This window comes from Bombella pollinis (assembly GCF_026385485.1).
Classification (GTDB): domain Bacteria; phylum Pseudomonadota; class Alphaproteobacteria; order Acetobacterales; family Acetobacteraceae; genus Bombella; species Bombella pollinis.
The window spans coordinates 100,371-112,343 of record NZ_JANIDX010000006.1 but is presented as its reverse complement, the minus strand read 5'-3'; the positions used below and the strand labels follow the sequence as shown (position 1 = coordinate 112,343).

Below are 11,973 nucleotides of genomic sequence, written 5' to 3'. Positions count from 1 at the left end.
GCATGATAAGCCCAGCGTCCCTGTAGCTGGTATAAGAGAAGGCTTTATTCCCTAACATGCGCCCATTGAGTTCTTGGCTACCCCATATCATTTGTGCCCTCGGTTTTTCTGCTGCCTCACTGGCTATGGTGCCCTACACAGCTCATGCCCAATCGGCTGATGAAGCAGAGGCCGAGCAAGATGCCATGAATGCCCAAAAACAGGCTGAAGCGCGTAAAGCAGCACGCCACGCCGCCCCACCTTCTGCTCTCCCCGGTGCAGAGGCCGAAGATGGGGATGACAGCCACGCCCGTATGGATGTAAACCCCACCGCGGCCCTTTTTGATGCTGTTAATCGCGGCTCTTTAATTGGGGCGAAAGAAGCTCTTAGCCGTGGAGCTGATATTAACGCGCGTAATGTCCTCGACCAAACCCCGCTCGATCTCGCAATCGACCTTGGCCGTAATGATATTATGTTCCAACTTCTCTCTTTGCGGACTTACAACCCCGATGGGAAGCTCATCACCAGCTCTAGCCATGAGAGCAATGGTGAGCATATCACCATTAATGGCCAAGCAGGCATTACAGCCAAAGCTCCGCCCCGTATTATAGAGGATCGTGGTCAACCTATCCCCGCGATTGGCTTCCTCGGTTTTAATGGCCCCTCTCTCCCCGAGCCGGCACACCCTGCCCTGCGCCCTCTACCCGTACGGCATGTCGTGCGCCCTGCTACAGCCCGGCGCGTACGGCACGTAGTCCATCCCCATAAATCTGCTGCTGCGTCCTCATCTTCTTCCCCCTAAAAAACTCTTTTAAGGGGGAAGAGAGGTGCGCCAAACGCTAACCTCCAGATGCCTCCAACAAGGGTATTGCACTATAATAAATAAGCGCGATACCCACCCAACAAATCAGAAAAATCACCACGTCCCAGCAAAAGGCAGAAAAGCCAGAACGCTGCTTTTGTGGCCGCATAATTATAAAATGAAATAACACAGCAAACACCAAAGCTATGGCTGCGATCATAAGGGCCATAGGGTCATGTATTATACGCATCTCAGCTCTCCCCCATAATATACAGAATTACGCAGTGCGGCGTAATTCATGCGTTTCCTGCCGTAAAACATCAATCGGCACTAGCTGACCATCACGCTCAAAATACCAAAAGGTCCAACCATTACAGGACGCTGCATTCGTTAGAAGCGCACCTAATTTATGAATGGAGCCACGATGCTGCCCCGACACTAACGTCCCATCGGGGGAGACGCGTGCTTTAAGCCGTTTTTGGCGGTCATACACCACCGTACCCGGTGGGAGGCTTCCATTCTCCACAAAAGACCCAAAGGGAATACGCGGCAATTCCCGCTTAGCGGGGGTAATCTCCAATTGCTCGGCTGGCAACGCTTCAATCTCCGCCAAGCGTGCTTCTGCGGCTTTAATATAGTCGGGATGACGCTCAATCGCGACATAACGCCGCCCTAACTTCTTAGCCACAGCTGGGGTTGTCCCCGTCCCACAAAAAGGGTCCAACACAACATCTTTAGCCATTGTTGCTGCAAGGAGTGTCCGATGCAGCAAGCTCTCCGGCTTTTGCGTGGGGTGAAGCTTTAACCCATGCTCATTTTTAAGCCGCTCATTACCAGTACATAAGGGAAGATACCAATCCGAGCGCATTTGAAGGTCCTCATTCAGAGCCTTCATGGCTTGATAATTAAAGCGATATTTGCTCTCCGGCCCGCGTGCTGCCCAAATTAAGGTCTCATGCGCATTAGTAAAACGCCGCCCCCGAAAATTAGGCATGGGGTTCGACTTACGCCAGATAATGTCATTGAGGATCCAGAACCCCAAATCCTGCATAATCGCCCCAAGGCGAAAAATATTGTGATAAGAGCCAATCACCCAAATGGTGCCATCCTTATGGAGCAGACGGCGCGCCTCGCTTAACCATGCGCGGGTAAAGTCATCATAGGCTTCATACCCTGTAAACTTATCCCAATCATCATCAACGCCATCCACCACACTTTCATCTGGGCGGCGCAACTCCCCACGTAATTGGAGGTTATAGGGTGGGTCTGCAAAGACACAATTCACACTCGCATCAGGGAGGGTTTTCATCACCTCCACACATTCCCCACGTAAAATCCGGTTAAGGGGCATATCCGCTTTCATGCTGCGTGAACCTTTGCTGCAATCATATGTTTTATGGGGGCAAAACTACGCCTATGGTGGAGGGTCACCCCATCCTCGTGCAATCCTGCAAGGTGGAGAGCCGTGCCATACCCGGCATTACGCTCCCATCCATAGGCTGTATGACGTGTGGCTAAACGGGCCATAAGCCGGTCTCGCACCACTTTGGCCACAATAGACGCCGCAGCAATGGAGAGGCTCTTACTATCACCTTTAACAACCGTCTCTACCCGACAAGGTAAGGCAGGCGCGCGGTTGCCGTCTATCAAGGCCATAGCAGGCCATTGGCCCAGCTTTACGGCAAGGCGGCTCATCGCGCGCTGCATCGCTAAATGACACGCCTGACCAATATTGAGCCGGTCAATCTCCTGCACCGAGGCCGCACTAACAGCCGCACAAACGCTTGGCTCCGCCACCAAAGCGGCATAAGCCTTCTCCCGCCGTGCTATTGTCAGTTTTTTGGAATCATCCAACAGACCCGCCAATGGTGCAGAAGGCCGCGTGAGAAACACAACCGCAGCAGCGACCACAGGCCCTGCCAGCGGACCACGCCCGACTTCATCCACGCCTGCGACAAGCCCTTCATATTGGTCTTCTAGGCTGTAATCTGGCATGAAGGCCCTTTCCACTCGCTTCATTCGACACGTCATTCATCCGTGCCGATTTTGAATCACTCCGAGTCGGAAAGAAAGCCCCTTTTTAAAAAAAATGAGTCAAGAGAGAAAATAATGCCTTTTTATAAGGCAATACCGCCTAAAGCTGCACATCTCCTTCTTGCGGGGCGGCCTGAGCGGGGCTGGTATTATCCGGGTTAGAGGAAGCAGATTTTTGCCCCATGGTGCTATGCTCTGCTGAGGGTTTTACGCTCTGCACCTGAAAAGAAAGATGAGGGAAGCCCGGCGGCGGGTTAGTGGCCAGAATAGCCACTTCCCCCGCCGTCAACAGCCCAGAAAGGATGAGCAAAATAAGCCCACGCCGAACAGACTTCCAACGGCACCAAAAATAGCCGGGCACAAAGAAGAGCCCCCACCAAAAGGAAGGCGGCGTAACCCCAGCCAAGATAAGGGTCTTTCTATCCTGTATGAGGGCGAGGAACAAAATAGCACTTATGGATACCCCTGTTAGGGCACTCCCCAAATCAACCGCCCAATGCAATATTTGCCCTGCAAACAGCAGAGTCACATTCACAACTTCTGGTAGAAGCAACATCCACGCCCATAAAAAAGGCACCTTGCCCAGCTTCCCTCCCGTACCAGCAGCTATAGTGGTAGCAGGCTTCGGCCCACCTAAAGCGAGAGTAAATATCTTTACATCCCCACTAGACACAGGCAACCCTGCCTTACTTGCAGGCCGCCACTCATTGCCAAAAGCCGGGTGCCAGACGAGGGTTTGCGGGGTGATAACGCGCTGAATCATCAACCGGATGAGTTCGGCCTGTGACACCGGCCCAGCCTGCTGACCATCACGCTCATAATACCACTGCATAACCCTCTCTGACCCTCCGTTACTTTACTTAACCGCGCTTTTTAAACAGAAGACGGCCCAAAACCAACCCAACAAGCGTGATAATCCCCAAAGCGACAAAGGGACGCTCTTGAATGAAGCTTGTTGCGGCCTCAATCCGGCTCTCATTAGCATCGTACAAATCAGCAAATTCATGCTTTGCACGGCCACTCAACTGGTCAATCTTGCCACCAGCCTGCATTGCTGCATCACCAGAGACTGCACCAAACGCATCTTTGACACGCCCTTTAGCCTCTTGTACGAAGCCCTCACCCTTCATAGCGGTAGTATCAACCATGTCCGTCTCTCCCATCAACGCAATGCGCTGTGAATCAATAAATCTGTAGCAAGCCCATACGCACATGAAAGCCGCTACGCTTGCTGATATGCGGTTCCCTCGCCCATTCTTCAAGAGGGGGAATGCTCTACCCTTAAAGGGTAGAGGCTGTATTTTTATAAATTAAATACAGAATGTTAAGGTGCACTTTGTTGATAAAACCGCTATTATTTGTCTATCTCATGCCATATTTTCTGGCATAACAACGCGCCGCTAATAACCCTCACCATCAAGAGAGTTTCCTGATTATGAGCCCCGCCCCTTCCTCCCATACTCCCCCCACCCCAAAAGGGAAAAAATGGTGGATCGCCGGGGCATCTCTCCTTGCTATCCTCATCATCGCTTGGCGACTACATAGCGCAAGCCATAATGGCGCGCATCGTCATGGTGATACTCCCCCCGCTGTAGCTGTTGCAGCGGCACACCGGGCTAATATGCCCATCGTTTTACAACTTTTAGGGACAGTCGTCCCTGTTGCAAATGTTACCATTACCCCACGCGTTAGTGGCCATATCTTGGCCGTATATTATCAAGAAGGGCAGCATGTTCACCGTGGTGATGTGCTAGAACTCATCGACCCACGCCCTTATGAAGCAACATTGCATCAATATCAGGGTACCCTTGCGGCTGACCGCGCCCAGCTTGCTAAAGCGCGTGTCGATAGTGGCCGTTATCAGCGTTTGATTAAACAGAACTCCACCTCCGCTATGTTAGCGCGCGACCAAGAGTTTACTGTCGAGCAGCTAGAAGGTCAGGTCGCTTTTGATGAAGCAAATGTCCGTAATGCAGAGCTTAATCTGATGTATTGCCACATTACGGCCCCTGTGGATGGGCGCGTGGGTATTCGTGCCTTAGACATTGGCAATTATGTCACAGTAGGCCAATCTGGTGGTCTGACGACCCTTACCCAGATGCAACCTATTTCCGTCATTTTTACATTACCACAAAATAACTTACCTGAGGTCCAAGAACAGCTTAATAGCCATCCCTCCCTCACTGTGGAGGCATGGAGTAGCGATAACACCCATAAGCTTGCCACAGGGACGGTTAACGCGCTGGATAGCCAAATTGATACCTCAACAGGGACGGTGCGGTTACGTGGTATCTTCCCCAATGAGGATGAACGCCTCTTTCCTAATGAGTTCGTCAATGCACATCTCTTAGTGCAGACCATCCAAAACGCATTACTTGTGCCAAGCAATGCCGTCCAAACCGGGCCGGATGGACAATTTGTTTATGTCATTGAGAAAGATATGACGGCCGCTGTCCACCCTGTAAAACTAGGCCAGAGTGATGATAATAACAGCGTCATCCTCTCTGGCGTGGCAGAGGGAGACCGCATCGTCACTGATGGGATTAATCACCTCCGCCCCGGCAGTAAAGTTACCATCGCCGCTGGCCCTGCTGACGCAACAACCACACACCCTTAATACTCCGTTTGAGCTTGTGAGCCTGTGAATCCTTCTCGTCTCTTTATCGAACGCCCCGTTGCGACCAGCTTGCTTATGCTGGGCATTATGCTGGCTGGGTTATTAGGGTATCATTTCCTCCCCCTCTCCGCTTTGCCAGAGGTCGAATACCCTACCATCACCGTTTCGACCTTCTACCCCGGTGCCAGCCCTGATGTGATGAGTACCTCTGTCACAGCCCCGCTAGAGACACAATTAGGGCAGATGGCTGGGTTAGACCAAATGACCTCCCAATCCTCTGGGGGGGCCTCTGTCATCACATTGCGCTTCGGCTTAGACATGAAGATGGATATTGCCGAGCAAGAAGTGCAAGCCGCCATCAATAATGCTGGCTCTCTCCTGCCTAATGACCTCCCCGCCCCGCCGATTTACGCCAAGGTCAACCCCGCTGATACACCCATCATGACGCTCGGCATCACCTCCCGCACCTTGCCGCTACCGGAGGTGGAAGATTACGTCAACACACGCTTAGAGCAAAAGATAAGCCAAATCTCCGGTGTGGGGTTGGTGACCCTCTCCGGGGGGAACCGCAAGGCTTATCGCATACAAATCAACATCCCTAAGCTTACCTCATACGGCATCGCGCTAGATACTGTCCGCACCATCATCGGCACGGTGAATGTCAACTCCCCTACAGGGACGTTCGATGGCCCCCATCATGCGACCTCGCTCCGCATTGATGGGCAAATACAATCCGTTGAACAACTTATGAATCAGGTCATTGCGTATCAAAATAACGGGCCTATCCGCTTACGAGATGTTGGGCGCGTTGTGGAGGGGGCCGAAAATAACCAGCTTGCGGCATGGGCTAATAAAACCCCGGCTCTTATCCTCAATATTCAACGCCAACCCGGCGCGAATGTGATTGCCGTGGCTGATAATGTACGCGCCATTCTCCCCCGCTTACAACAAGACCTCCCACCGGGGATTGATATTGTCCCCTTAACAGACCGTACCACCACCATCCGCGCCTCTGTTCATGATGTTGGGCTAGAGCTTATCTTGGCGATGCTACTCGTTGTGGGGGTGATTTTTGTCTTTCTTTGCAATATCCCTGCGACCATCATCCCCGGCCTTTCTGTCCCTCTCTCGCTAATTGGGACACTCTCGGCAATGTATTTGCTGGGCTTCTCGCTGGATAATCTCTCCCTTATGTCCCTTACCATTGCCTCCGGCTTTGTGGTGGATGATGCCATTGTGGTGATTGAAAATATCTCCCGCTTTGTAGAAGCAGGCGAGGACCGTTATACAGCCGCCCTTAAAGGGGCCAAAGAGATTGGCTTTACCATCATCTCACTCACAGTCTCACTAATTGCTGTGCTTATCCCGCTGCTTTTTATGAGCGATGTGGTGGGGCGTCTCTTCCATGAATTCGCGATGACCTTGGCCATCACTATCTCCCTCTCGGCTCTTATCTCCATCACCCTCGTGCCGATGATGTGCGCGCGTATGCTAAGTGAACGCCACAAACCCAACAGCACGCCACAGGAGAGAGTACATTGGCTCACACGCTTTGCCGACTTCATGCAAGAGATGATGGACTGGCTCATCACCCAATATGATCGCGGCTTAGAGATTGTCTTTCGCCACCAACCATTAACCCTCATTGTCGCCGTAGCGAGTATTCTCATGACCGGTCTGCTCGCATGGGGCATACCGAAAGGCTTTTTCCCCTCCCAAGATAGCGGTGTCATACAGGGGATTTCCGTCATGCCGGCTAATATATCTTTTGAGGGCATGAAAACACGGCAAGCTGAACTCGGACGGCTCATCCTCCAAGACCCTGATGTGGTGAGCCTCTCCTCCTTTATCGGGATTGATGGGCAAAATATGACCCTCAATTCCGGCCGGTTTCTCATTAATCTAAAGCCCAAAGAAAAACGAGAAAGCTCCCTTGATGCCATACAAGCCCGGCTTAATGCCGCAGCACGCGCCCTCCCCGGCACGCATCTTTACACCCAGCCCGTCCAAGACCTCTCGCTGGAGACATCCGTCTCAGCCATGCAATATCAATTCATGCTTGAAACACCCGATTATGACGATTTCTCCCTCTGGGTGCCGCGTTTTCTTGACGCCCTCAAGCATGAGCCTTCCCTCAATGATGTGACCTCCGACCTCCAAGCGGATGGTCTAACGGCTATGCTTACGCTGGACCGTACCAATGGGGCGCGTTATTCCATCACCCCACAGACGGTCGATAATTTGCTTTATGATAGTTTTGGCCAACGGCAGGTTTCCACCATCTACACACAATCCAACCAATATCGTGTCATTTTGGAGGCTGACCCGCGCTTCCAACAGAGCCAACGCTCTCTCTCCCAGCTTTATCTACCGGGTATCGCCTCCGAGGCAGGAGGCAGCACGAGCGGACCAACACGCCAGCCGACCTCTGGGTTAGTACCGCTCTTGCAAGTCACCAGCCTAAGCCGGCTGACCTCGCCTTTGCTCATCACGCATTATGGGCAATTCCCCGCCACGACAATTTCTTTCAATCTCGCGCCACATCATGCGCTGGGAGAGGCCACAACCGCCATTGAGCATATCCGCCAGAAGATTGGCCTCCCCGGCACCTTCCAAACCGCTTTCCAAGGCACGGCTGCTGCTTTTAAAAATGCACTGGGCAATGAGCTCGGCCTCGTCATTGCTGCGATTGTAGCGGTCTATATCGTGCTAGGCGTGCTGTATGAGAGCTTCATTCACCCTATCACCATTCTCTCTACCCTCCCCTCCGCTGCGATTGGGGCGTTCCTAGGGCTTTATGGCTTTGGGATGCCCTTGGATATTATGGGCATTATCGGCATTGTGCTGCTCATCGGCATCGTCAAGAAAAACGCGATTATGATGATCGACTTCGCCCTCCAAGCGGAGCGACAAGATAACCTCCCCCCCATTGAGGCCATACGCCAAGCCGCTTTGCTCCGCTTCCGCCCGATTTTGATGACAACACTCGCCGCCCTTTTTGGGGCACTCCCCCTCCTCCTCAGCAGCGGCACAGGGACGGAATTACGCCGCCCGCTGGGCGTGGCAATTGTCTTTGGATTGATGCTCTCCCAACTGCTGACGCTCTTTACCACGCCGGTGATTTATCTCTTTATGAACACTTGTAGCTTGAAGGTGCGAGGGGTTGTCCAAAAATACCTCCATAAATCTGAACATCCTGCGCAAACCCCGTGAGGTTAATTCGCCTCTTTGTCAGTCGCCCCGTCGGCACGCTCCTCATGACGCTGGCGATGATTCTTGCAGGCTGCCTTGGCTATCATTATCTTCCCATCTCGGACTTACCCGATGTCGATTACCCTGTGGTGATGGTGATTGCCAACCAGCCCGGCGGCTCCCCGTCTGAAATTGCTAGCACCATCGCCGAGCCTTTAGAGCGTCATTTGGGGGCCATTGCGGGGGTGCGGGAAATGACCTCCCAATCCACCGTTAATCAAACCCGCATCCTCCTCCAATTTGACCTCTCACGCGATATTAATGGGGCCGCGCGCGATGTCCAATCAGCCCTCCGCGCTGCACGGCAAGACTTGCCTACAACCCTCCGCAGCGACCCTAGCTATATGAAGGCCAATGCGAATGGGCCGCCTATCATGGTCCTTACGCTCACCTCCTCAACCCGTACCCCTCAGCAGCTTTATGATTTCGCCAATAACATCGTCCTCCCCGGCCTTAGCCAAGTAGAGGGTGTTGGCAATGTCGATATTCGCGGCAGTGCCTTACCCGCTGTCCGTGTGGAGGTTAATCCGTTACGGCTCTTCCGCTATGGGATTGGGTTTGAGGATATTCGCGCCGCTCTAACCTCTGCTAACGCCCATACGCCCAAAGGTTTTATCGAGAGCCATAATCAGCGTTTCATCCTCGCTACGAATGACCAAGCCACACAAGCAAGTGCCTATCGCTCCCTCATCATCGCCTATCGCAATAACCAACCTGTCCGCCTCTCCGATGTCGCTGATGTCGTTGATAGTGCGGAAGACCTCCGCCAAGCAGGTTATGTAAATGGTCAGCCAGATATTATCTGCACCGTTTATCCCCAAAGTGGGGCTAACATCATCCAAACGACCGACGGGCTAAAAGCACGTTTGCCGCTCCTCCGCACAGCTTTGCCGGGTAATACACGTTTGGACCTCCAGCTTGACCGCTCCGTCACCATTCGCGCCTCACTGGCTGATACACAACGGACCCTCATCCTCGCTGTGGGGTTAGTGGTTCTGGTCGTTCTTTTCTTCCTACGCGATGGGGTAGCTGTCCTCATCCCTGCGCTTGTCGTCCCCGCTTCCATCATCACCACATTCGCCTTTATGAAGCTGCTAGGCTATCAGCTTGATGTGATGTCGCTAATGGCTCTCACCATCGTCACAGGCTTTGTTGTGGATGATGCCATTGTGGTGTTGGAGAACATCACACGCCATCAGGAAATGGGAAAATCTGCCTATAAAGCGGCCATAGACGGCACGGGGGAGGTCGTCTTTACCGTCATGTCCATCACTTTATCGCTGATTGTCGTTTTTCTCCCCATCTTGCTGATGGAAGGGGTTTCTGGCCTTTTCTTTCATGAATTTGCCATGACAATCATCATCGCACTTTGTGTCTCGATGGTGTTATCCCTAACCTTAGCCCCCATGCTCAGTGCTCAGCTTCTCGCTCTGCAAGAGCATAAACAGGCGCGCACCTCCACAGGGATAATCCGCACCAGCCTAAAATGGTGTAGCCATAAGCTGGATTATGGCTTCCAACGCCTCACCGTAGGCTATATGCGCTCGCTCTACGCTGTGATGGCCCATCCAAAACTCGTCCTCCTCTCCCTACCGCTCAGCCTCCTCCTCGCCGGTTGGCTCTTTACCTCCCTGCCCAAGGAGCTCTTCCCCCAGCAGGACCAGAGTATGATTATGGGGCGGCTTGTGGCAGACCAGGATATTTCCTTCCATGCGTTGCAGGCCCTCACCATTAGGGCCGAAAAACGCCTCGCCCAAGACCCTGATGTCATCAGTGCGATTGGGGGGTTAGGCAAACGCTCCTCTAATTCGGTCAATATGTTCATCACCCTCAAGCCGAAGGGAGAACGCAAGGATGATATCTCTGTCACGATTAATCGCTTGAACCATCTTTTTTCTCACCAAGCCGGGCTATCCCTCCGCCTCCGCCTACCGAGCCTCATCGGCGGGGGCGCGCGCTCAACTGATGGGGCGTATCAATATAGCTTACAGGGCAACTCTGCCGAGGAGCTTTACCAATGGACCCCACGCGTGGTTGAAGCCCTCTCACACTTGCCTATGCTCACTGATGTAACCTCTGATATGGAGCAAGGCGGCCGTGGCATCACCCTCGCCCTCACACGCGATGTAGAAGCCCGCTATAACATTACCCCGCAGCTCGCCAGCAACGCGCTTTATGACGCTTTTGGCCAACGCGCAGCCTCTGTGATTTATGAGCCATTAAATCAATATCGCGTCATTATGGAGGCCGCACCCATCTTCTGGTCCGACCCGCACTTCCTCACGCAAATGCGGGTGAGTGTAACAGGCGGTACAGCCAACGGGGCTTATGCCACCAATAATATCCGTGTCCGTGCGCATGACACCTCCAGCGCATCACTCTCCGAAGGGCAGCTCTCTTATCTAAACTCTGTTGCTAATGCCCTTGCAGGAGGTAAGTCCGCCTCTAATGGCTCTGCCGTTACAACACGCAGTGAGACTATGGTCCCCCTTCCTCTGCTTGGCCCCTTAAAACAGGTCAATGACCCCCTCGCTGTTAATCATCAAGGCCAGTTTGTCGCGACAACTCTATCCTTCAACCTCGCCCCCGGTGCCGCTTTAGGGGACGCCATTACCGCAATTAACCAAGCCATGGTGCAACTCCATCTCCCACGCGAGATTCAAGGTGGCTTCGCTGGCAATGCAGCCAGTTTGCAAAAATCTGTAAGCCGAGAGCCGCTCCTAATTCTCGCCGCGTTAATAGCCGTTTATGTCGTCCTCGGTATTTTATATGAAAGCTTAGTCCACCCGCTAACAATCCTCTCCACCCTTCCTTCAGCCGGCGTAGGAGCCTTATTGGCTGTTACCCTCTTTGGCCAGCCTTTCTCCCTCCTCACCCTCATCGGTGTTATTTTGCTCATCGGCATTGTGAAAAAGAACGCCATTATGCTGATCGACTTTGCCATCCAAGCCCGCCAGCATGGCAAATCCGCACAAGAAGCCATCATGACCGCAAGCCGGTTACGCTTCCGCCCTATTTTGATGACAACCTTCGCCGCGGCTTTAGGGGCTGTCCCATTGCTCATCGGCGGGGATTATGGGAGCGAGATGCGTAAACCGCTCGGCCTCGCTATTCTCGGTGGCCTCTGCCTAAGCCAACTCCTGACCCTATACACCACCCCCGTAGCTTATCTCTCCCTAGACAGACTAAGCCAACACATGCGCTCTTGGATGCCTCACCATTCCCCCAAAGCCGACTAACACGCAGTGATATGGCTGTAGATTTTACAAATCTAAAAAAGTAATGACT

At 52.9% G+C, this 11,973-nt stretch carries 8 protein-coding genes; 4 read left to right on the top strand and 4 right to left on the bottom strand.

What is annotated here, in order from left to right:
* Positions 1 to 56: 56 nt before the first annotated feature.
* Positions 57 to 782 (top strand): ankyrin repeat domain-containing protein, encoded by a 726-nt coding sequence (locus tag NQF89_RS07220; RefSeq protein ID WP_230873305.1) that lies wholly within the window; start codon positions 57 to 59, stop codon positions 780 to 782.
* A 277-nt stretch (positions 783 to 1,059) separates the two neighbouring features.
* Here the strand turns inward: NQF89_RS07220 and NQF89_RS07215 are convergent, their stop codons facing one another.
* The 4 genes from NQF89_RS07215 to NQF89_RS07200 all read right to left on the bottom strand — a co-directional run bounded on the left by NQF89_RS07215 (position 1,060) and on the right by NQF89_RS07200 (position 3,964).
* A complete protein-coding gene (locus tag NQF89_RS07215; protein ID WP_099026806.1) occupies positions 1,060 to 2,145 on the bottom strand; it encodes a site-specific DNA-methyltransferase in 1,086 nt (361 codons plus the stop codon).
* Entirely contained in the window at positions 2,142 to 2,777 is a 636-nt protein-coding gene (locus tag NQF89_RS07210) for a ribonuclease HII (protein ID WP_099026807.1), read from the bottom strand. The genes NQF89_RS07215 and NQF89_RS07210 overlap by 4 nt, the downstream gene beginning before the upstream one ends.
* Positions 2,778 to 2,916: 139 nt before the next feature.
* Positions 2,917 to 3,648: a DUF4339 domain-containing protein gene (locus NQF89_RS07205; RefSeq protein ID WP_266137859.1), complete on the bottom strand. Its 732-nt coding sequence runs from the start codon at positions 3,646 to 3,648 to the stop codon at positions 2,917 to 2,919.
* 28 nt (positions 3,649 to 3,676) lie between these two features.
* Positions 3,677 to 3,964 carry a CsbD family protein gene (locus tag NQF89_RS07200; RefSeq protein ID WP_155573620.1) on the bottom strand — a complete coding sequence of 96 codons (288 nt, stop codon included), beginning with the start codon at positions 3,962 to 3,964 and terminating at the stop codon, positions 3,677 to 3,679.
* 287 nt (positions 3,965 to 4,251) lie between these two features.
* On the opposite strand from NQF89_RS07200, the gene NQF89_RS07195 reads away from it, so the two are divergent.
* Genes NQF89_RS07195 through NQF89_RS07185 form a run of 3 tightly spaced genes read left to right on the top strand, consistent with a single transcriptional unit; the run spans position 4,252 to position 11,924 of the window.
* Entirely contained in the window at positions 4,252 to 5,433 is a 1,182-nt protein-coding gene (locus tag NQF89_RS07195) for an efflux RND transporter periplasmic adaptor subunit (RefSeq protein ID WP_155573621.1), read from the top strand.
* 24 nt (positions 5,434 to 5,457) lie between these two features.
* Positions 5,458 to 8,646: an efflux RND transporter permease subunit gene (locus NQF89_RS07190; protein WP_266137858.1), complete on the top strand. Its 3,189-nt coding sequence runs from the start codon at positions 5,458 to 5,460 to the stop codon at positions 8,644 to 8,646.
* Complete coding sequence (locus NQF89_RS07185; protein WP_266137857.1) at positions 8,643 to 11,924, top strand: efflux RND transporter permease subunit; 3,282 nt, start codon at positions 8,643 to 8,645, stop codon at positions 11,922 to 11,924. The genes NQF89_RS07190 and NQF89_RS07185 overlap by 4 nt, the downstream gene beginning before the upstream one ends.
* Positions 11,925 to 11,973: the final 49 nt, after the last annotated feature.

Excerpts from the sequence above, each read along its gene's own strand:
- NQF89_RS07220 (WP_230873305.1), top strand. The coding sequence starts at position 57 with ATGCGCCCATTGAGTTCTTGGCTACCCCATATCATTTGTGCCCTCGGT.
- NQF89_RS07215 (WP_099026806.1), bottom strand. The coding sequence starts at position 2,145 with ATGAAAGCGGATATGCCCCTTAACCGGATTTTACGTGGGGAATGTGTG.
- NQF89_RS07210 (WP_099026807.1), bottom strand. The coding sequence starts at position 2,777 with ATGCCAGATTACAGCCTAGAAGACCAATATGAAGGGCTTGTCGCAGGC.
- NQF89_RS07205 (WP_266137859.1), bottom strand. The coding sequence starts at position 3,648 with ATGCAGTGGTATTATGAGCGTGATGGTCAGCAGGCTGGGCCGGTGTCA.
- NQF89_RS07200 (WP_155573620.1), bottom strand. The coding sequence starts at position 3,964 with ATGGTTGATACTACCGCTATGAAGGGTGAGGGCTTCGTACAAGAGGCT.
- NQF89_RS07195 (WP_155573621.1), top strand. The coding sequence starts at position 4,252 with ATGAGCCCCGCCCCTTCCTCCCATACTCCCCCCACCCCAAAAGGGAAA.